We start from the raw sequence: 19,024 nt of genomic DNA on the forward strand, positions 1-19,024 counted from the left end.
GGCAGGACTCATCTTGCACGCTGATCTGGCGGCACATCGAGTAGCCGCAGGGCGCTACCCGTGACACGTGAGAACACCGGCGCCGCCACGGCACCACCGTAGTACTCTCCCGCCTGGGGATTGTCGATCATGACGATGGTGACGATACGCGGGTCGGATACGGGGGCGATACCGGCGAAAAGACTGCGATAGGCGTTCTCCTCGTAGCCGCGCCCCGACGTCTTGCGTACTGTACCGGTCTTGCCGGCCACCCGGTAGCCCGGCACCGCCGCCCGCCTGCCGCCGGTGGTCGGCTGCACGGACTCCTCCATGATGCGCAGCAGCTCATGCGCGATCTCGGGATCGATGGTCGGCGTCCCCTGCGGGACCTCATCAAGCTTGAGCAGCGAAGGAGCCATGCGCACGCCGCCATTGGCCAGGGCGGTGTAGGCGCTCGCCAGCTGCAGGGCGGAAACCGACAGGCCATAGCCATACGACAGCGCCGCCCACTGGCTGCGCGACCAGCGTACCGGGGCCGGCAGGTGGCCCACGGCCTCGCCGGGAAAGCCGGTCTCGGTGCTCTGCCCGAAGCCGAGCCGCCGGTAGAGGTCCGGCACCAGCGGGTCGTCGAGTTCCAGCACCAGCTTGGACATGCCGATGTTGGAGGATTTCTCGAGGATGCCGGCCAGATCGAGCTTGCCGTAGTTGCGAACATCGTGGATGGTGAAGCGATCGATGCGCATCCAGCCTGGGGAGGTATCGACCACCACATCGCTATCGAAGCGGCCACTCTCCATGATCGCCGCCATGGCCAGCGGTTTCATCACCGACCCCGGCTCGAAGACGTCGACGATCGCCTGGTTGCGCAGGCCGCGCGGGTCGATGCCGGCACGGTTGTTGGGGTTGTAGGAGGGCTGGTTGGCCATGGCCAACACCTCGCCGGTACGAGCATCCATCATGACGACCACGCCGCCATCGGCCTCATGTTCGGCAACCGCTGCCTTGAGTTCGCGGTACGCCATGTACTGCAGACGCTGATCGATGGCCAATGTCAACTCACCGCCCGGCTGCGCCTCACGCAGGACCTCAAGGTCGCGGACCAGGCGGCCACGCCGGTCCTTGACCACCCGGCGCTGACCCGGCGTACCGGCCAGATAGGGCTGGTAGGCCAGCTCCACACCCTCCTGCCCCATGTCATCCACATTGGTAACGCCCAGCAACTGGGCGGTCACCTCGCCGGCCGGGTAGTAGCGCTTGTACTCATGCTGGGCGTAGACCCCCGGCACACGCAGGTCGAGAACCCGCTGGGCAGCCACCGGTGTCAGCTGGCGGCGCAGGTACATGAATTCACGCTCCCCGAAACGCTCCAGCCTGGCATCGAGATCATCCAGCGGCATGCCCAGCGCCTGCGCCAGCATCAGCCGCCGGATGCGATCGTCAGGCACTTCCTGAGGATTGGCCCACAACGTCACGACCGGCGTGGAGACAGCCAGCGGCTCGCCGTTACGATCGGTGATCATGCCGCGGTGGGCCGTCAGCGACTCCGTGCGCAGGATACGTGCATCACCCTGCCCCTGGAGAAAAGGACGATCGAAGACATGCAGGGTCACGATACGGCCGGCCAGCAGCAACAAGCCGAGGATCACCGCTCCCAGCACCACGCCATAGCGCAACCCGCCCATCGGCGCCATGGGAGGCCGGCGGCGCGGCGTCACGCCACTGCGTACGTCAGTGCTCATGGCCGGATGACCTCGACTTCGTCGACGCTGGGGAGGCGCATCTCGAGCCGCTCGACGGCCAGGCGCTCGATACGTGCCGGTGACGACCAGGCGCTCTCTTCCAGTAGCAGCTGTCCCCACTCCGTCTGCAGCTGGTCGCGCTCACGCTCCAGTTGCTGCAGCCGTACGTACTGCATGCGGGTCTGGTGACTGGCATTGATCACGGCCATTGCAGTGACCAGGCAAGCCAGCAGCAGGCCCAGGACCAGCAGCAGCGGCCAGCTCGGCAGCCAGGCCGGACGCCTGGCGGCGCGCAGATTCCGGAAAGACAATCGTCCTTGCGCCATGCCACTCCTCAAGTCAGCTTGCGCGCTGCACGCATCACCGCACTACGCGCACGGGGGTTGGCGTCGACTTCCTCCGGCGTGGGCCGTTGAGCCTTGCCCAGCATCTCCAGGCGCTTGGCAAGCTGGGACTCCCGCACCGGCATGCCGCGCGGCAAGTCGCTATCGCCACGCACATGTTCGCGAATGAAACGTTTGACTCGGCGATCCTCCAGCGAATGGAAGCTGATCACCACCAGATGACCACCAGGAGCCAGCGCCTCGAGCGCTGCAGCCAGGGCCGCGTCCAGCTGCTCGAGTTCGCCGTTGATGTGGATACGCAGCGCCTGGAAGGCGCGTGTTGCGGGATGCTTGCCCTTCTCCCAAGCTGGGTGGGCCGCCTTGAGCACCTCGGCAAGATCACCGGTGCGCAGGAACGGCCTTTCGGCACGACGCGTCACGATGGCCCGCGCCAGCCGTTTGGCAAAGCGCTCCTCGCCATAGGTCTTGAATACCCCGGCGATATCGCTCTCACGAGCTCGCGCCAGCCACTCGGCGGCGCTCTCGCCCTGAGTCGGGTCCATGCGCATGTCAAGCGGCCCGTCACGCAGGAAGCTGAAGCCCCGTTCGGGGTCATCCAACTGCGGTGACGAGACGCCGATGTCCAGCAGCACGCCGGCCAGCCTTCCGTGAAGGGCGTGATGTCGAGCAACCTCGCCGAGACGGGAGAACTCGCCCCGCTCGATGGAGAAGCGCGGGTCGTCCAGCGTCTGCGCCTCGGCAATGGCCTGGGGATCGCGATCGATGGCGAGCAGACGCCCTTCGGGGCTCAATCGCTCAAGGATGGCGCGAGAGTGGCCGCCACGACCAAAGGTGCCGTCAAGGTAGGCCCCGCTGGGGTCGTGAATGAGAACATCCACGGCGCCGTCCAGCAGCACGCTGGCATGACGAAAGCCATGTCGGCTCGATTCAGCGGCTGATGGCGGCATGCACTTTCCTGATCTCTTGAGCTGGCTGAAGTACCGGCCACAACCGGTAGCGGAGGGTTCGATTCGGGGGAGTCAGCCGATAAGCCGGGTTCTGTCGTGGACAGTCATTCATCTAGGGGCCGCGTCACCGCGGCTCTCCAGCAACCTACCCGAACCCGACGCGGGCCACGCCATTGGGTTCCTATTTGGTCTTGCTCCGGGTGGGGTTTACCTTGCCACGCACTGTTGCCAGGCGCGCGGTGCGCTCTTACCGCACCCTTTCACCCTTGCCGGCCTCCCGTGGGAGACGTAGGCGGTCTGCTCTCTGCTGCACTTTCCGTCGGCTCGCGCCGCCCAGGCGTTACCTGGCACCCTGCCCTATGGAGCCCGGACTTTCCTCCCCCGGCAGCGCTCGAAAGCACGGCCGGCGGCGACTGTCTGGCCGACTCCGAGCGCAAGAATACCAGCGCGCCCGATGCCTCTCAATGCCTTTCACCAGCTGTCAGCGCGCCTCCTTGAGCGCTTGGGTCCGCTCATACCACGCCTTCTTCGCGCCGCCCAGCAGACGCGCGGCCACCGCAGCCGCCTGCTTGACCCCCACGCCCTCTGCGAGCAGCGCCGCGAGCAGCGCATCGGCCTCCAGGCTGGCAGCATCCGCTTCCACCCGCTCCTCGGCGCCGGCCACCATGATCACGAACTCGCCACGGGCCTGGTCGGGGTCGCTCTCCATGCAAGCCAGCAGCACCGCGGCACTGCCGTCGAGAAATGTCTCGAACGACTTGGTCAACTCCCTGGCCAGGACCAGGTGCCGCTCACCCAATACCGCTTCGATGTCCTTGAGGGTGTCACGGATACGGTGGGGTGATTCATAGAACACCAGTGTTTCCTGGTTGGCAGCGAGGCGTTCGAGCCGCTGACGCCGAGCCCCCGTTCTGGCCGGGAGAAATCCCTGGAACAGGAAGCGGTCGGTCGGCAGGCCGGCCGCACTGAGCGCAGCTACCAGGGCGCAAGGCCCCGGCACCGGCACGATACGACGCCCGCGTGCGCGCAGCTCACGCACCAGAACGAAACCAGGGTCGCTGATCAGCGGCGTACCGGCATCGCTGATCAGCGCGATGCTCTCGCCACGTACCAGTCGCTCGTCGAGCTGCTCGACCCTTGCCGACTCGTTGTGCTCGTGCAGCGAGAGCATGGGAGTGGTAAGTCCGAGGTGGCGCAGCAGTCGTGCGCTATGACGGGTATCCTCGGCGGCAATCAGCGAAACGTCGCCCAACAGCCTCGCCGCCCTAGGGCTCAGATCCTCCAGATTCCCAATCGGCGTGGCGACCACGTACAATGTGCCCAGATCAACGTCAGACATGGCGATTCCTCAGGGAGAGTGTCGGGCTTGGCCGAACGTGATGGGTGTCGAGCCCGGAGACAGGCCTGCGCCTCTCTGAGCCTGCAGACTAAGGAAAGGATTCATGTGCAAAATGCTCCGCGGCCTGCTGGCCACCATGCTTCTCGCTCTCCTGGTGGCTGGCTGTGCGCCCTCCGGCCTCGTCGAACGCGTGGCCGACGACGACCCCCGCGCATTGCTCGAGCAGGCCGAGCAGCAAGCACCCGACCAGGCCGCGCTCAGCCGGCTCGAAGCGGCGGATATCCTAGCACGCCGCGGCCAGCGCACCCAGGCACTGGAGATTGCCCGCGAGATCGACGATGCACGATTGCCTGCCGAGTACCGTCTGCATTGGGCCATGCTGCTATCGGAGCTCGGCGCTGAACTCGATGCCCCCTGGGCCGTGGTCCAGGCCGGTCAGCTACTCGACGAGATCGACATCCCACGCGACGCCGGCCTGATCCTGCGCGAGCGCATGGGGCGCGCCCTGCTGCAGATCGACGAGTATCGCGCGGCCGCCGCCATGCTGATGGACGTGCAGGCACAGACCGACCGAGAAGCCCTCAATGACCCCATCTGGACCGCGCTTTCCCGCCTTGAGGACAGCGGGCTGGCCAGCCTGCGCGAGGGTGCCGACGAAGTCACCCAGGGCTGGCTGGCACTCGCCGGCCTGGTACGCGAGAGCGACGGCGATATCGAGCGCCTGTTCGCCCGCCTGGCGTCCTGGCGTGAACGCCACCCCCAGCATCCAGCGGCACGCAGCGTACCCGCTGAATTGCTGGCACTGCGCGAATTGCGCGGCAAGGAGGTTCGCCACATCGCCGTCTTCCTGCCCGACCAAGGCCCCCTGAGCAGCGTCGCCGAGTCGATTCGCACCGGCATTCGGGTCCATCACCTGAACAGCGCGGAGCGCAATGGCGGCGTGCGGCTCACCTTCCTCGACGCCAGCCATGGCGACCTTGATGCCCTCTATGCCGAGGCGCGCAACCGTGGCGCCCAGGTGGTCGTTGGTCCGCTCGACAAGGAGCAGGTCAGTGAACTCGAAACTCGGGACAGCGTTCCCCTGCCCACACTAGCGCTGAACTACGGCGCCGGCCCGGAGAATCGGGCCGAGGGACTGTTCCAATACGGCCTCTCCGCCGAGGACGAGGCGCGCCAAGTGGCGCGACGCGCTCGCGAAGATGGTCATCGACGCAGCGCTCTGCTGGTGCCGAACAACGAGTGGGGCGCAAGGGTCGGTCGCGCTTTCGAGAGCGAGTGGCGCGACCGCGACGGCACCATCACCAACGTCGTTACCTACGATCCACGCGGCTCGGCCACCGAGAGCACCCGCCGAGTGCTCAGCGATGGCCGCCCCGACATGCTGTTCCTGCTGGCGCTGCCCAGCTATGCCCGCCAGGTGCCGCCTACGCTCGACTACTACGGCGCTGCTGACCTTCCCATCTATGCAACCTCGCACCTCTACGAGGGGCGTCCACAGCCACTGCTCGACCATGATCTCGACGAGGTCAACTTCGTCGACATCCCCTGGCAGATCCCGGACGCCGCCGTTGGCGGGGTGGAAGCACTCCCTTACCTTGCCAGCTTCGAAGAGCTGCAGCAGGCTGCCGACCCCTCCACCTTCCGACTGATGGCCATGGGCGTCGATGCCTATGAATTGGCACGACGCCTGCCGCAGTTCCAGTTGCTGCCCGAGAGCGAACTGTTCGGTGCCACCGGCCTGCTGGTACCTGGCCGCGACGGTCGCATCGAGCGGCGCCTGCCGTGGGCGCGCTTCGAGAACGGCGTGCCGCAGCCCATACTGAGCCTGGATATTCTCGACGATGGTCGACTCAACTGACGCCCGCGCCCGCGGCGCCCGTATCGAACGCCTGGCCGCGGAGTGGCTCACGGCGCGCGGCCTCACGCTCATCGCCAGCAACCAGCAGTTCAAGGGTGGCGAACTCGATCTGGTGATGGGCGACGGCGAGACGCTGATCTTCGTCGAGGTACGCCATCGTGCCGACGCGCGTCACGGTCATCCACTCGAGACCGTGACGCCGGCCAAGCAGCGCCGGCTGGTCCATGCGGCGCGTTTTTATCTGGCGCGTAACCGGCTATCATGTCCCTGCCGTTTCGACGTGCTGGCCGTGACCGGCTCCCCACCCGCGCTCGACTTCGAATGGGTACAGGGCGCCTTCGACGCGTTCTGACCGGCGCTATCGTTCGTTCCGCGACAGGACTCGACAGAATGGATTTTCAGCAACGCATACTCGGCCATTTCAATGCCAGTATCGACACCAAGACCTACGCCAGCGAGGTACTGCCCCCCTTCATCGAGGTCGCCAGCCAGATGATGGTCCAGTGCCTGGTCAACGAGGGCAAGATACTGGCCTGTGGCAACGGCGGAAGTGCAGGCGACAGCCAGCATTTCTCTTCCGAACTGCTCAACCGCTTTGAGCGGGAGCGCCCCAGCCTACCAGCGTTGGCACTGACTACCGACACCTCGACTCTGACCTCGATTGCCAACGATTACAGCTACAGCGAGGTTTTCTCCAAGCAGATCAGGGCGCTTGGTCAGCCCGGCGACATCCTGCTGGCCATCTCGACCAGCGGCAACTCGGGCAACGTCATCCAGGCGATTCAGGCCGCCCATGACCGCGACATGGCCGTGGTCGCCCTGACCGGCCGCGACGGCGGCGACATGGCGTCACTGCTCGGCCAGGACGACTGCGAGATCCGCGTCCCCGCGACCTCCACGGCTCGCATTCAGGAGGTTCACCTGCTGGTGATCCACTGCCTGTGCGACCTTATCGATGAACAACTCTTCGGCAGCAGCGAGTAACTCCAATGACCTCAACCAGACTATTCGTCACTCTTCTGGCCTCCCTGGTCCTGGCCCTCGGCGGCTGTACAGCGGTCACCGGCGTCACCAACCCCGGCACCATCGACGAGAACTACGGCAGGCGCACGCTGGGCGCCCAGGTGGAAGACGAAAGCATCGAAACCAAGATTGTGCACAACATGCGCCGCAGCGATGCACGTCTAGGCGATGCCCGCATCAACGTCGACAGCTACAACGGCATCGTCCTCCTCACCGGCCAGGTGCCCAGTGAAGAGCTGAAGCAGAAGGCCAGCGAAGTGGCACTGGAAGTCCGCAACGTTCGCGATGTGCACAACGAGCTGTCCGTCGCCGCCAACCTGCCGGCAAGCCAGCGCCTTTCGGATACCTGGACCAACACCCGCATCCGCACTACCCTGGCGGCCGACGAACGCATCGATACCGGCCGGCTACGCTTCATCACCGAGAACGCCACGGTCTATATCATGGGCATGGTCACACAGGCCGAAGCAGATCGCATCGTCAACGCCGTTGCCGACGTCGGCGGCATCCAGCGTATCGTCAAGGTCTTCGATTACCTCGACTGAGCCCGTACGCATGAACGCAGAATGGCAGGCCTTGGCCTGCCGTTCTGCGTTCGAACCAAGACTTGCCAGCCGTCAGCTATTTGATCACGCGCAGCGAAGGGCGCTTACGGGATGAAGCGGCTTTTTCACCGGATGTCGGCTTGCCGTGCTGCGACTGCGCATCGCCCTCTTCCCGCTCTGCTTCACCGCCATCCACACTGCTGAGCCCGGGCTTGTCCGAGGCGCCATCTTCCTCCTGCCGAGGAGCCGGCATGATGGGCTCATGACCAAAGACCATGCCTACACCGTTCTCCTTGGCATAGATGGCCACCAAGGCCGGCATGGGCACGACGACCTGCATCGGCTGCCCGCCAAAGCGAGCACCGAAGCTGATGGCATCATTCTCGATATGCAAGTCCCGCACGGCGGCAGGCCCGATATTCAGCACGATCTGGCCGTTCTGCACGAACTGACGCGGCACGCTGACGCCTGGTTGCTCGGCGTCTACCACGACGTAGGGAGTCTGGTCATTGTCCAGTAGCCACTCGTAGAGGCCTCGGGCCAGGTAGGGACGGCTCGACAACATGGCGTTCTGCCCTCCAGTCTATCGACATCGGGAAATCCCGACGCCAGGTTCAGGCGCGCATCTCGCGCTCGTTCTCGCTCAGCGACGACACGAAGGAGTCCCGCTCGAACAGGCGCTCCATGTAGGCAACGAGCGGCTTGACCTGTTTCTCGGGAAGCTCGATGCCCAGCACCGGGAGCCGCCAGAGGATCGGCGCGATGCAGCAGTCCACCAGCGAAAACTCTTCGCTCATGAAGAACGGCACATCCTCGAAAATCGGCGAGATACCAACCAGGCTCTCACGCAACTCCTTGCGTGCCTTTTCCACGTCCTTCTTGCCCCCACTCTCGATCTGCTCGACGAGAGGACACCACTCACGCTCGATGCGATGCATCCACAGCCGGCTTTGCGCCCGCGCAACGGGATACACCGGCAACAAGGGCGGATGGGGAAAGCGCTCGTCCAGGTATTCCATCATGACCTTGGACTCATATAGCGCCAGATCGCGATCGACCAGGGTCGGCACGCTGTTGTAGGGATTCAGGTCGGCAAGTTCCTCGGGACGCTGGTCGCCATTGACCTCGACGATATCCACCGCCACGCCCTTTTCGGCGAGCACGATGCGTACGCGATGACTGAAGTGATCATCGCCTCCCGAGTAGAAGATCATCGACGACCGCTTGGCCACTACACCCATGTAACAATCCTCGCATCAATTCGAACCAGCATGATAGCACGCACCCCCAACCGCGAGGTGACCCATGCTCTCGACTTGGAACAATACGCAGGGGGCGCATGGCACGATGGCCATACGCCCCCTACGGCACAACCCCGATTCGAACGAATCAGTGAATGTCGCGCCAATACTCGCGCTTCAGCAGGTACGCCAGCACACCGAAGATAAAGATGAAGATCAACACCTTCGGCCCCAGCGCCTGGGCGTGCAGCTTGGTCGGCTCGCCCACGTAGGCCAGGAAGTTGGTCAGATCGTAGACCGCTTCCTCGAACTCGTCCGGCTCCATGGCGCCGGGCTGCGTCACTTGCAGCACCTCGCAGGACTGGTACTTGCCGGTCAGCGGGTCGAGCTCCGCACCATGGACCGGACGATCCGTCTCGGCACACACCTTTTCCTGCACGCCCTGCAGCGGCTCCAGCACGTTGGGCATGGCCACCAGGTCGAACACTTCGTTGTTGACCCCGTTGGGACGCTCGGGGTCGCGATAGAAGGTCAGCAGATAGGAGTAGATCCAATCGGTGCCGCGCAGACGTGCCTCGAGGGTCAGATCAGGGGGCGGTGCACCGAACCAGCTCTCTCCGTCCTCGGTGCTCATGGCGTTATGCATCTGGTCGTTGAACGCCAAATCAGACGAGAAGATCAGGTTTTCCTCGACGAGCTCCTGGGGAATGTCGAGATCCTCGGCGGCACGAGCGAAGCGCTGATGCTCGAGCGAGTGGCACCCCATGCAATAGTTGACGAAGAGCTTCATGCCCCGCTGCAGCGACGCCTTGTCGTGCAGATCCGGCGTCATCGAGTAAGGCACGCTCTCGCCACCCGCAGCCATCGCAGTGAACGGCACCAGCGCGAAGAGCAGTGCGAACAGTTGCTTTTTCATTAGCCAGTCACCCTCTCCGGTACGGGTTTGGTCTTCTCCATGCGCGTGTAGAACGGCATCAGCAGGAAGAAGGCAAAGTAGATCGCCGTACAGACCTGCGCCAGCAGGGTACGACCGTCGGTTGCCGGCAGCACGCCCAGCACACCGAGGATCACGAAGCTGATGACGAACAGCGTCAACATCACCTTGGAGATCCAGCCCTTGTACCGCATGGAATTCACCGGGCTGCGGTCGAGCCAGGGCATTACGAACAGCACCGCGATGGCAGCCCCCATGAATACGACGCCGAGGAACTTGGCATCCAGCCCGAAGATCGAGAAGGTGATGGCCCGCAAGATGGCGTAGAAGGGCGTGAAATACCATACCGGCGCGATGTGGTCCGGTGTCTTCAGCGGGTTGGCCGGCTCGAAGTTGGGCTTCTCGAGGAAGTAGCCGCCGCCCTCGGGGAAATAGAACAACACCACGCAGAACACGAACAGGAACACCGCCACCCCGAACACGTCCTTGACGGTGTAGTACGGGTGGAAGGGGATACCGTCGATCGGCTTGCCGGTCTCGTCCTTCTTGGCCTTGATGTCGATGCCATCCGGGTTGTTGGAGCCAACCTCATGCAGTGCGATGAGGTGAAGCACGACCAACGCCAGGATCACGATGGGCAATGCCACCACGTGCAGGGCGAAGAAGCGGTTGAGCGTGATCCCGGAAATCAGGTAGTCGCCACGCACCCACTGGGCCAGGTCCGGGCCGATGCCGGGGATTGCCGAAAACAGGGAAATGATCACCTGGGCACCCCAATAGGACATCTGCCCCCACGGCAGCAGGTAACCCATGAAGGCCTCCGCCATCAGCGCCAGGTAGATCGCCATGCCGAAGATCCAGACCAGCTCGCGGGGCGCCTTGTAGGAGCCGTAGAGCAGGCCACGGAACATGTGCAGGTAGACCACCACGAAGAAGGCGGACGCCCCGGTGGAGTGCATGTAGCGAATCAGCCAGCCCCACTCCACGTCGCGCATGATGTATTCGACGGAAGCGAAAGCACCCTCGGCGGAGGGATTGTAGCTCATGGTCAGCCAAACGCCGGTGAGGATCTGGTTGACCAGCACCAACAAGGCGAGAGAACCGAAGAAATACCAGACGTTGAAGTTCTTGGGCGCGTAATACTTGGACAGGTGATCCTGCCACATCTGCGTGGCGGGGAAGCGGTCGTCCACCCAGCGCATGAACCCGCTTTCTGCCTTGACACGATTCGGGTTACCCATCAGGCACTCTCCTCATCTTCACCGACGACGATCACGCTGTCGCTATCGAAGCGGTACGGCGGGACCTCAAGGTTGGTCGGGGCCGGCACGTTGCGGAACACGCGGCCAGCCAGATCGAAGCGAGAGCCGTGACAGGGACAGAAAAAACCACCCGGCCAGTCGTCCGTCCCCACGCCCTCGGCATTGGGTTCCGGCCGGTAGAGCGGCGAGCACCCCAGATGAGTGCAGATCCCGATAATGACGCCGATCTCGGGCTTGATGGAACGCAGCGGGCCGGACACATAGCTCGGCTGCTGCGGCTCTTCGGACTCTGGGTCGGCCAGACGGGAGGGATCGAAGCCCTCGATCCGCTCGATCATTTCCGGAGTGCGATTGATGATCCACACCGGACGACCACGCCATTCGACGGTCATGCGCTGCCCGGGCTCGAGCTTCGACACGTCCGCCTGAACGGGCGCGCCCGCCGCTCTCGCCTTGGCACTCGGCTGCCACGAAGCCACAAAGGGAACTGCCACTCCCACGGCCCCCACCGCCCCTACGACGGTGGTAGCCCCGAGGAGAAGACGGCGCCGCCCTTTGTTCACGCCGTTGTCTGCCATTTTCTGGTTTCTCCCATCAGCTTACCCGTTGATCCCGCACGGAATGAGTTCCGCGACCACGGATACCAAATCCGCCATATATTAAGGAATCGCACCGCCAGGTACAAGACGAAACAGTCCTGACCAATGTGGCACATGACGCCCAATTTATTGAAATTCAAATAAAAAACCCGGGCAAATGCCCGGGTTTTTTGCTCCACCTGAGCGCAATCAGCGCTTGGAGAACTGTGGACGGCGACGCGCCTTGCGCAGGCCGACCTTCTTGCGCTCCACCTGACGCGCATCGCGAGTGACGTAGCCAGCGGCGCGCAGCGCCGGGCGGAAGTCCTCGTTATACTCCATCAGAGCACGAGTAATACCGTGACGAATGGCACCCGCCTGAGCGGAACCACCACCGCCCTTGACGGTGACATAGACGTCGAACTGACCAGTCGTCTCGGTCAGTTCGAGCGGCTGGCGAACCACCATGCGGCCGGTAACGCGACCGAAATACTGATCCAGGTCACGGTTGTTGACGGTAATCTTGCCGGTGCCCGGCTTGAGGAAAACACGGGCTGTCGATGTCTTGCGGCGCCCGGTACCGTAATACTGCTGTGCCATGGTGATGATCCCCTCAGATGTTCAGTTCTTGCGGCTGCTGGGCGGCGTGCGGATGCTCGGCGCCGGCGTAGACCTTGAGCTTGGAGTACATGGCGCGCCCCAGCGGCCCCTTCGGCAGCATGCCCTTGACGGCAGACTCGATCACGCGCTCGGGTGCATGCGCGATCATCTTCTCGAAATTCATGGAGCGAAGACCGCCCGGGTAGCCGGTATGGCGATAGTAGGTCTTGGCCTTGGCCTTGTTGCCGGTGACCCGAACCTTCTCGGCATTGATCACGACGATGTAGTCGCCGGTATCGATGTGAGGGGTGAACTCGGGCTTGTGCTTGCCACGCAGGCGGCGCGCGATTTCGGTGGCCAGACGACCGAGCGTCTTGTCTGCCGCGTCGACGACATACCAGTCGCGCTGCACGCTCTGCGGCTTAGCAGTGAACGTTTTCATGGAGAAATCACCACAAGATCTATCAAGTGCATTGGACCCCGTGCGCCGTGGCGGCATCAGGATCATCCCTATTTTTCTTGGTTGCCGCGCCCAACGAGCGGCGGCAACGGTCGAGGAGCGCGTATTCTACATGAATAGCACGCTCGGGTTAAAGTCCTATCTGGCTTGTCGTCAAGGCTTGTGCGGCAGACCGAGGTACTCGTGAGACTGCATCTCCTGCAGCCGCGACAGGGTACGCTGAAACTCGAACGCGAGGCGACCATCGGCATACAGCGACTCTGCCGGCGCCTCGGCCGACATCAGCAGCTTGACGCCGCGATCGTAGAACTCGTCGACCATGTTGATGAAGCGGCGCGCCTGGTCGTCGGTGGCCGCCCCCATGCAGGTCACGTTGGAGACCAGCACGGTATGGAATTCGCGGGCCAGCTCGATGTAGTCGTTCTGGCTACGCGGCCCATCGCACAGCTCGCGGAACTCGAACCACACCACGTCATCATGCAGCCGGCGCGTCTTGAGCAGACGGTGATTGATTTCGATCGGCACGTCGACCTCGCCTTCATGGCGGGCGATTTCGCGAAAGCTGCGTAACAGCTCACGCTCCGCCGCGGCATCGAGCGGGGCGTGGAATATCTCGGCACGCTGCAAGGCACGCAGGCGATAATCGACCCCCGAATCGACGTTGACCACGCGGCAGTGCCGCTTGAGCAAGTCGATGGCGGGTAGGAAACGGGCGCGCTGCAGGCCATCCTTGTAAAGCTCGTCGGGCACGATGTTGGACGTAGCCACCAGTACCACGCCGCGCTCGAACAGCGCTTCGAGCAGATTGGCGAGGATCATGGCATCGGTGATGTCCTTGACGAAGAACTCGTCGAAGCAGATCACCCTCGCTTCGGCGGCGAACTTGCCGGCGATCAGCGTCAGCGGGTTTTTCTCGCCCTTGTAGTGCTCCAGCTCGTTGTGCACTCGCTGCATGAAGCGGTGAAAGTGGGTGCGCATCTTGTCGGGAAACGGCAGGGATTCGTGAAAGGTATCGACGAGATAGGTCTTGCCACGCCCCACGCCTCCCCAGAAATAGAGCCCCTGGATCGCAGGCAGCACCGGCTCCTCCAGCTCTTTGTCGCGCTTGCCGAACAGCCCGGCCACTCGGGATTTGAGGCCCCGCCCCGTGGTCACGGCCCTAGGCTCGGTCCTCGGCGAGGCCACGAGCTGGTCGTAGAGGCGCTGGAGGTGCTCCACGGCCTGCTCCTGGGCGGGGTCGTAATGAAAATCGTCACGCTCGAGATCGGCCCGGTAACGTGCCATCGGCGTAGTAGCCGAAGAGGAACCCGCAGACGTCACGGTCGCGCACATGGGAGTTTCCTTGCTTGATCATGGCTCGCATCGTTGCAGGCCCAGCATTATACGCATCCGGAGCGCCGCGCGCAGGAAAAAGGCGACTACCAACATGCCGAGCGTTGACCCGCCGACTGCCAACGCTTCTATAATGGGCCGCCAGACATGGCTCGAACCGGGCAGCGGCACAAGCACCGGCGTGTATCAGCATCAGGGAGAACTACGTGGATTACGGCAATGTGAACTGGATCGTGGCAATCGTCAGCCTGCTGGTCGGCCTTGGCCTCGGTGCACTCGGCTATCGCTCGCTCGGCACCTCGGCCACGCAGCTGCAGAAGCTGCGTCGCCAGATGGCCGAGCGCGAGCGCGAACTCGGCGTGATGCGGGAGGGCATGAACGAGCACTTCACCCAGGTGGGCATGATGGTGAACAACATCCAGCGCGAGATGCGTACTCTCGAGCATCGCCTCACCGAGGATGCCAGCACCCTGCACTGCGAACCCCGCCGCGACCTTCAGCTGAAGGCGGCCGACCAGCCAGCCCTGACTGGCGGCGACGACGAAGTCCCGACACCTCGCGACTATGCCGATGGCTCAGGCGGCACCCTGTCGGAAGACTTCGGCCTGAAATCCAGCGCCGACAAGAGCGAGGCCCCGCAGCCGCCGCGCTATTGACCGCCCACCACCGGGCCAATTCTCAGGCCGGGTTGTCGATATCGACGAAGCGATGCTCGACGCCGAACTCCCGCTCGAGCCATTCCCCCAGCGCCTGCACGCCGTAGCGCTCGGTGGCATGGTGGCCGGCCGCCAGATAATGGATGCCGAGCTCACGCGCCAGATGCGTAGTGCGCTCGGAGATCTCACCCGAGATGAAGACCTCGGCACCGGCCTCCCAGGCCTGGGCGATCATGTCTTGAGCCCCGCCGGTGCACCAGGCAACACGGCGCACCAGCGCCTTGCCGGGCGCCTCGACGAGCAACGGCTCCCTGCCCAGGTGCTCACCGACATGGCGTGCCAGGGCCCCGGGCGCCATCGCCTCGGGCAAACTGCCAAGCCATACCAGCCCTTGACCCAGCACACCATCGGCACACCCCTCCACGCGAAACCCGAGCTGACGGCCGAGCTCGGCGTTGTTGCCGAACTCGGCGTGGGCGTCGAGCGGCAAGTGGTAAGCCAGCAGACTAATGTCGTTGAGCAGCAGGGTACGAATGCGCCGCTGCTTGATCCCGGTGATCGCCACCGGTTCGTTTTTCCAGAAGTAGCCGTGGTGAACGAGCAGCAGGTCCGCCTTCCACGCCGCCGCCTCGTCAAGTAACGCCTGGCAAGCCGTCACGCCGCTCATCACGCGCCGCACCTCGTCACGCCCCGCCACCTGCAGGCCGTTGACGGTATAGTCCTTGAACGCGGGGACGTCGAGCAGCCTATCGCAGGCTCGTACCAGCTCGGTTCGCAAAATCATCCGTGCCTCCGGACAGCGCTTCGCTGTCGATGTTACAATCCGCTCCATTGTAACGACTGAGCGGGATGCCATCGACTGCCCGCCGACCAGGAAACGCCGCATGCGTCGTTCATTGTTAGCCTATGCCCTGCCCGTCCTCATCGGCGTGCTGTTGGCCATCGTCTTGCTGAATACCTTTCCGCAACTGCTGCGCACCCCCTCGGCACCGGACCCCACCACTCAGTCTGCGCCGACAAGCGAGCTGCAGCCGGTGACACGCCCCTCCCCCGAACTCCAGCAGGCCCCTCCGCTGGCGCGCCAGCAGGGCCCGGTCAGCTACTCTACCGCGGTCGAGAAGGCCGCCCCGGCAGTCGTCAACATCTACTCGTCGCGGGTCGTTGAGCGCGAGGAGCATCCGCTGATGTCGGACCCGTTCTTCCGCCAGTTCTTCGCCGACGACCTGCCGACCCAGCAACGCCTGCTGTCGAGCCTGGGCTCGGGCGTCATCGTCAGCGACGATGGCTACGTGCTGACCAACCATCACGTCATCGATGGCGCCGACGAGATCCAGGTGGCCCTGCGCGACGGCAGAGAGACATTGGCAGAAGTGATCGGCACCGACCCGGAAAGCGACCTGGCCGTGCTGCAGATCGACCTGGATCGACTACCGGTGATTCATCTCGCCGATACCGAGGACGTGGCGGTGGGCGACGTCGCCATGGCCATCGGCAACCCCTTCGGAGTGGGCCAGACCGTCACCATGGGCATCATCAGCGCCACGGGACGCAGCCACCTGGGCTTGAGCGCCTACGAGGACTTCATCCAGACCGATGCCGCCATCAACCCCGGCAACTCCGGGGGTGCCTTGATCAATGCCGAAGGCTCCTTGGTAGGAATCAACACTGCCATCTTCTCCCGCTCGGGCGGATCCCAGGGGGTCGGCTTCGCCATTCCTATGCGCCTGGCGCGCTCCATTCTGGAGGACCTGGTGACTCAAGGGCGCGTGATTCGCGGCTGGCTGGGTATCGAAGCGCAGGAGATGACGCAGGATCTGGCAGCCTCCTTCGGCCTCCAGGCACCTCGCGGCGTGGTCATCTCCGCCGTGGTGCCGGATGGCCCCGCCGCCCAGGCCGGCCTGCGCCCGGGTGACGTGCTGCTCGAGGTCGACGGACGTCCCATTCTCGATGCCCGTGCCGCCATGAGCGACATCGCCGCCATCGAGCCGGGCGCCACGCTCCCCTTGACGCTGGTACGCAGCGGCGAGACCTTTACCGTGGAGCTGGAGGTCGGGGAGCGCCCGCTGCCACCGAGCCGTCGCCCCGACCGCTGAGGGCGGCTGAAGCTACTCCTTGATGCGATACTCGGCGGAACGGGCATGAGCCGTCAGCGACTCGCCGCGCGCCAGCACCGAGGCTACCCTGCCCAACTGCGACGCTCCCTCCTCGGAGCAGTTGATGATCGAGGAGCGCTTCTGGAAGTCGTAGACGCCTAGCGGCGAGGAGAAACGCGCCGTGCCGGAAGTCGGCAGCACGTGGTTGGGACCGGCACAGTAGTCGCCCAGCGCTTCGGCCGTATAGCGCCCCATGAAGATGGCGCCGGCATGCCGCACCTCGGGCAGCAGCGCCTCCGGATCGGCCACAGAGAGTTCGAGGTGCTCCGGCGCGATGCGGTTGATCAAGCCCACGGCCTCGTCGCGATCACGACAGCGAATCAGCGCCCCACGGCGCGCCAGCGACTGGCGCACGATCGCTTCGCGCTCCAAGGTCGGGAGCAGGCGAGCGATGGCCGCCTCGACCTCGGCCAGGTGACGCTCGTCCCAGCTGACCAGCAGCGCCTGCGCATCCTCATCGTGCTCGGCCTGGGAAAACAGATCCATGGCCAGCCACTCCGGATCGGTTCCGCCATCGGAAACCACCAGGATTTCCGAAGGCCCGGCGATCATGTCGATGCCTACCTGTCCGAATACGGCGCGCTTGGCAGTGGCGACATAGATGTTGCCGGGTCCGACGATCTTGTCGACCCTGGGCACGCTCTCGGTACCGTAGGCCAGAGCGGCTACCGCCTGGGCACCGCCGATGGTGAAGACATGATCGACGCCGGCCAGGTGGGCCGCCGCCAGCACCAGCTCGTTGAGCACGCCATCGGGAGTCGGCACGACCATGACGATCTCACGCACACCCGCCACATGGGCCGGAATGGCATTCATCAGTACCGAGGAGGGATAGGCCGCCTTGCCGCCCGGCACGTAGATGCCGGCCCGGTCCAGCGGGGTCACCTGCTGGCCGAGGATGCTGCCGTCCTCCTCGGTGTAGGACCAAGACGTCGGCTTCTGACGCTCGTGATAGATCCGGATACGTTCGGCAGCCCGGGCCAGGGCATCGCGCTGGGCGTCGGGCAGTTCCCGATAGGCCTGCTCGAGACGAGCCGCACCCAGCGTCAGCTCGTTCATGCCCGCGACCGTCAGCCGGTCGAAGCGCCGAGTGTAATCGATGAGGGCTGCATCGCCCCGTTCACGAACCGCCGCGATGATCTCCGCCACGCGCCCCTGGACCTCGGCGTCCGACACGCCTTCCCAGGCCAGCAGCGCGTCCAGCCGCCTCTCGAAATCGGCATCCGCGGTCGCCAGCCGGGCAATGTCGACGGATTCGACAAGGGTTTCGCTCATGGTCGCCTACGCCTCCAGATGAAATGGTCTCGTTGCTGATGCCAGGCACAGGTGGCTATCGCGCTGCTGCCTCGGCACCCACCCGCCGGCGCTCCACCGCCTCGGCCAGGCGTGCGATCAGCGGCTTGAGGCGCTCGTGCTTCATGGTCATGGCCGCCTTGTTGACCACCAGGCGCGTACTGATCGAGGCGATCAGCTCCCGTGGCGACATGCCATTGGCGCGCAGGGTGTTGCCGGTATCGACGATGTCGACGATCTCGTCGGCCAGGTTCATCAGCGGCGCCAGCTCCATGGCCCCGTAGAGCTTGATCACCTCGGCCTGAATGCCCTGCTCGGCATAGTAGCGACGCGCCACGTCGACGAACTTGGTAGCGACCCGGCGTCTTGCACGAGCCGGCTTGGCGCCGTCGATGCCCGCCGTCATCAGCTTGCACTTGGCGATTTCGAGATCCAGCGGCTCGTAGAGCCCCGCCGCGCCGTGTTCGAGCAGCACGTCCTTGCCTGCCACGCCCAGATCGGCCGCACCCAGCTGCACGTAGGTCGGCACGTCGGTAGCGCGAATCACTACCAGCTTGACGTCGTCGAGATTGGTGTCGAAGAGCAGCTTGCGGCTCTTGCCCAGGTCCTCGGCCGGAACGATACCGGCTTCCGCCAGCAGCGGCAGGGTCTCGTCGAGAATACGGCCCTTCGACAGGGCCAGAATCAGTTGCTTGCTCATGGTCTCGCCTATGGTCGGGAACCGCAGGGATCGCTTAGCGC

21 protein-coding genes and 1 other RNA gene are annotated in these 19,024 nt (G+C 64.3%); 6 read left to right on the top strand and 16 right to left on the bottom strand.

Going from position 1 to position 19,024, the window contains the following annotated elements; genetic code table 11:
- Window positions 1-8: 8 nt before the first annotated feature.
- The 5 genes from HNO53_RS13720 to rsmI form a co-directional block, all read right to left on the bottom strand.
- A complete protein-coding gene (locus HNO53_RS13720; RefSeq protein ID WP_209472966.1) occupies window positions 9-1,718 on the bottom strand; it encodes a peptidoglycan D,D-transpeptidase FtsI family protein in 1,710 nt (569 codons plus the stop codon).
- Window positions 1,715-2,044 (bottom strand): cell division protein FtsL, encoded by a 330-nt coding sequence (ftsL, locus tag HNO53_RS13725; RefSeq protein WP_209472968.1) that lies wholly within the window; start codon window positions 2,042-2,044, stop codon window positions 1,715-1,717. The genes HNO53_RS13720 and ftsL overlap by 4 nt, the downstream gene beginning before the upstream one ends.
- Before the next feature lie 8 nt (window positions 2,045-2,052).
- On the bottom strand, window positions 2,053-3,009 hold the full coding sequence (gene rsmH, locus HNO53_RS13730; protein WP_209472970.1) for a 16S rRNA (cytosine(1402)-N(4))-methyltransferase RsmH: 957 nt from the start codon (window positions 3,007-3,009) through the stop codon (window positions 2,053-2,055).
- 64 nt (window positions 3,010-3,073) lie between these two features.
- Window positions 3,074-3,438: RNase P RNA component class A (gene rnpB / locus HNO53_RS13735), an RNA gene on the bottom strand.
- Window positions 3,439-3,490: 52 nt separating this feature from the next.
- Window positions 3,491-4,348, bottom strand: a complete 858-nt coding sequence (gene rsmI / locus HNO53_RS13740) for a 16S rRNA (cytidine(1402)-2'-O)-methyltransferase (protein WP_209472973.1) — start codon at window positions 4,346-4,348, stop codon at window positions 3,491-3,493.
- Window positions 4,349-4,451: 103 nt separating this feature from the next.
- On the opposite strand from rsmI, the gene HNO53_RS13745 reads away from it, so the two are divergent.
- The 4 genes from HNO53_RS13745 to HNO53_RS13760 are packed head-to-tail and all read left to right on the top strand — an operon-like array spanning window position 4,452 to window position 7,774.
- Entirely contained in the window at window positions 4,452-6,206 is a 1,755-nt protein-coding gene (locus tag HNO53_RS13745) for a penicillin-binding protein activator (protein ID WP_209472975.1), read from the top strand.
- Window positions 6,190-6,558, top strand: coding sequence for a YraN family protein (locus HNO53_RS13750; RefSeq protein ID WP_209472977.1), 369 nt, complete (start codon window positions 6,190-6,192; stop codon window positions 6,556-6,558). The genes HNO53_RS13745 and HNO53_RS13750 overlap by 17 nt, the downstream gene beginning before the upstream one ends.
- Before the next feature lie 38 nt (window positions 6,559-6,596).
- Window positions 6,597-7,190, top strand: coding sequence for a phosphoheptose isomerase (locus tag HNO53_RS13755; RefSeq protein WP_159553038.1), 594 nt, complete (start codon window positions 6,597-6,599; stop codon window positions 7,188-7,190).
- Between the two features lie 5 nt (window positions 7,191-7,195).
- Entirely contained in the window at window positions 7,196-7,774 is a 579-nt protein-coding gene (locus HNO53_RS13760; RefSeq protein WP_209472979.1) for a BON domain-containing protein, read from the top strand.
- A gap of 76 nt (window positions 7,775-7,850) precedes the next feature.
- Here HNO53_RS13760 and HNO53_RS13765 read toward each other — a convergent pair whose 3' ends face one another.
- The 8 genes from HNO53_RS13765 to zapE all read right to left on the bottom strand — a co-directional run bounded on the left by HNO53_RS13765 (window position 7,851) and on the right by zapE (window position 14,181).
- Entirely contained in the window at window positions 7,851-8,339 is a 489-nt protein-coding gene (locus tag HNO53_RS13765; protein WP_209472982.1) for a ClpXP protease specificity-enhancing factor, read from the bottom strand.
- Window positions 8,340-8,388: 49 nt separating this feature from the next.
- Window positions 8,389-9,015: a stringent starvation protein SspA gene (gene sspA / locus HNO53_RS13770; protein ID WP_209472984.1), complete on the bottom strand. Its 627-nt coding sequence runs from the start codon at window positions 9,013-9,015 to the stop codon at window positions 8,389-8,391.
- 148 nt (window positions 9,016-9,163) lie between these two features.
- A complete protein-coding gene (locus HNO53_RS13775) occupies window positions 9,164-9,931 on the bottom strand; it encodes a cytochrome c1 (RefSeq protein ID WP_209472986.1) in 768 nt (255 codons plus the stop codon).
- Window positions 9,931-11,190: a cytochrome b gene (locus HNO53_RS13780; RefSeq protein ID WP_209472988.1), complete on the bottom strand. Its 1,260-nt coding sequence runs from the start codon at window positions 11,188-11,190 to the stop codon at window positions 9,931-9,933. Before HNO53_RS13780 ends, HNO53_RS13775 begins: the two co-directional genes overlap by 1 nt.
- On the bottom strand, window positions 11,190-11,789 hold the full coding sequence (petA, locus tag HNO53_RS13785) for a ubiquinol-cytochrome c reductase iron-sulfur subunit (RefSeq protein WP_209472990.1): 600 nt from the start codon (window positions 11,787-11,789) through the stop codon (window positions 11,190-11,192). Before petA ends, HNO53_RS13780 begins: the two co-directional genes overlap by 1 nt.
- Before the next feature lie 210 nt (window positions 11,790-11,999).
- Entirely contained in the window at window positions 12,000-12,389 is a 390-nt protein-coding gene (gene rpsI, locus HNO53_RS13790; RefSeq protein WP_149326461.1) for a 30S ribosomal protein S9, read from the bottom strand.
- A gap of 13 nt (window positions 12,390-12,402) precedes the next feature.
- Entirely contained in the window at window positions 12,403-12,831 is a 429-nt protein-coding gene (gene rplM, locus HNO53_RS13795) for a 50S ribosomal protein L13 (protein ID WP_209472992.1), read from the bottom strand.
- Window positions 12,832-13,002: 171 nt separating this feature from the next.
- Window positions 13,003-14,181 (bottom strand): cell division protein ZapE, encoded by a 1,179-nt coding sequence (zapE, locus tag HNO53_RS13800; protein ID WP_209472994.1) that lies wholly within the window; start codon window positions 14,179-14,181, stop codon window positions 13,003-13,005.
- Window positions 14,182-14,387: 206 nt separating this feature from the next.
- On the opposite strand from zapE, the gene HNO53_RS13805 reads away from it, so the two are divergent.
- Window positions 14,388-14,837, top strand: a complete 450-nt coding sequence (locus tag HNO53_RS13805) for a Z-ring associated ZapG family protein (protein ID WP_209472996.1) — start codon at window positions 14,388-14,390, stop codon at window positions 14,835-14,837.
- A gap of 22 nt (window positions 14,838-14,859) precedes the next feature.
- On the opposite strand, the gene HNO53_RS13810 is transcribed toward HNO53_RS13805, so the two are convergent.
- On the bottom strand, window positions 14,860-15,621 hold the full coding sequence (locus HNO53_RS13810; RefSeq protein WP_209472998.1) for a Nif3-like dinuclear metal center hexameric protein: 762 nt from the start codon (window positions 15,619-15,621) through the stop codon (window positions 14,860-14,862).
- A 100-nt stretch (window positions 15,622-15,721) separates the two neighbouring features.
- On the opposite strand from HNO53_RS13810, the gene HNO53_RS13815 reads away from it, so the two are divergent.
- A complete protein-coding gene (locus tag HNO53_RS13815; protein ID WP_209473000.1) occupies window positions 15,722-16,930 on the top strand; it encodes a Do family serine endopeptidase in 1,209 nt (402 codons plus the stop codon).
- Between the two features lie 12 nt (window positions 16,931-16,942).
- On the opposite strand, the gene hisD is transcribed toward HNO53_RS13815, so the two are convergent.
- Window positions 16,943-18,265 (bottom strand): histidinol dehydrogenase, encoded by a 1,323-nt coding sequence (gene hisD, locus HNO53_RS13820; RefSeq protein ID WP_209473002.1) that lies wholly within the window; start codon window positions 18,263-18,265, stop codon window positions 16,943-16,945.
- Between the two features lie 55 nt (window positions 18,266-18,320).
- Complete coding sequence (gene hisG / locus HNO53_RS13825; RefSeq protein WP_209473004.1) at window positions 18,321-18,983, bottom strand: ATP phosphoribosyltransferase; 663 nt, start codon at window positions 18,981-18,983, stop codon at window positions 18,321-18,323.
- Window positions 18,984-19,024 lie beyond the last annotated feature (41 nt).

Origin of the sequence: Billgrantia antri (assembly GCF_017868935.1) — a bacterium.
Classification (GTDB): Bacteria; Pseudomonadota; Gammaproteobacteria; order Pseudomonadales; family Halomonadaceae; genus Halomonas; species Halomonas antri.

Coding starts and splice junctions, on each gene's coding strand:
- rplM (WP_209472992.1), bottom strand. CDS start 12,831: ATGAAAACGTTCACTGCTAAGCCGCAGAGCGTGCAGCGCGACTGGTAT.
- HNO53_RS13720 (WP_209472966.1), bottom strand. CDS start 1,718: ATGAGCACTGACGTACGCAGTGGCGTGACGCCGCGCCGCCGGCCTCCC.
- rsmH (WP_209472970.1), bottom strand. CDS start 3,009: ATGCCGCCATCAGCCGCTGAATCGAGCCGACATGGCTTTCGTCATGCC.
- HNO53_RS13755 (WP_159553038.1), top strand. CDS start 6,597: ATGGATTTTCAGCAACGCATACTCGGCCATTTCAATGCCAGTATCGAC.
- ftsL (WP_209472968.1), bottom strand. CDS start 2,044: ATGGCGCAAGGACGATTGTCTTTCCGGAATCTGCGCGCCGCCAGGCGT.
- HNO53_RS13765 (WP_209472982.1), bottom strand. CDS start 8,339: ATGTTGTCGAGCCGTCCCTACCTGGCCCGAGGCCTCTACGAGTGGCTA.
- HNO53_RS13775 (WP_209472986.1), bottom strand. CDS start 9,931: ATGAAAAAGCAACTGTTCGCACTGCTCTTCGCGCTGGTGCCGTTCACT.
- hisG (WP_209473004.1), bottom strand. CDS start 18,983: ATGAGCAAGCAACTGATTCTGGCCCTGTCGAAGGGCCGTATTCTCGAC.
- HNO53_RS13815 (WP_209473000.1), top strand. CDS start 15,722: ATGCGTCGTTCATTGTTAGCCTATGCCCTGCCCGTCCTCATCGGCGTG.
- HNO53_RS13745 (WP_209472975.1), top strand. CDS start 4,452: ATGTGCAAAATGCTCCGCGGCCTGCTGGCCACCATGCTTCTCGCTCTC.
- petA (WP_209472990.1), bottom strand. CDS start 11,789: ATGGCAGACAACGGCGTGAACAAAGGGCGGCGCCGTCTTCTCCTCGGG.
- HNO53_RS13810 (WP_209472998.1), bottom strand. CDS start 15,621: ATGATTTTGCGAACCGAGCTGGTACGAGCCTGCGATAGGCTGCTCGAC.
- HNO53_RS13760 (WP_209472979.1), top strand. CDS start 7,196: ATGACCTCAACCAGACTATTCGTCACTCTTCTGGCCTCCCTGGTCCTG.
- rsmI (WP_209472973.1), bottom strand. CDS start 4,348: ATGTCTGACGTTGATCTGGGCACATTGTACGTGGTCGCCACGCCGATT.
- HNO53_RS13780 (WP_209472988.1), bottom strand. CDS start 11,190: ATGGGTAACCCGAATCGTGTCAAGGCAGAAAGCGGGTTCATGCGCTGG.
- rpsI (WP_149326461.1), bottom strand. CDS start 12,389: ATGGCACAGCAGTATTACGGTACCGGGCGCCGCAAGACATCGACAGCC.
- HNO53_RS13750 (WP_209472977.1), top strand. CDS start 6,190: ATGGTCGACTCAACTGACGCCCGCGCCCGCGGCGCCCGTATCGAACGC.
- hisD (WP_209473002.1), bottom strand. CDS start 18,265: ATGAGCGAAACCCTTGTCGAATCCGTCGACATTGCCCGGCTGGCGACC.
- zapE (WP_209472994.1), bottom strand. CDS start 14,181: ATGTGCGCGACCGTGACGTCTGCGGGTTCCTCTTCGGCTACTACGCCG.
- sspA (WP_209472984.1), bottom strand. CDS start 9,015: ATGGGTGTAGTGGCCAAGCGGTCGTCGATGATCTTCTACTCGGGAGGC.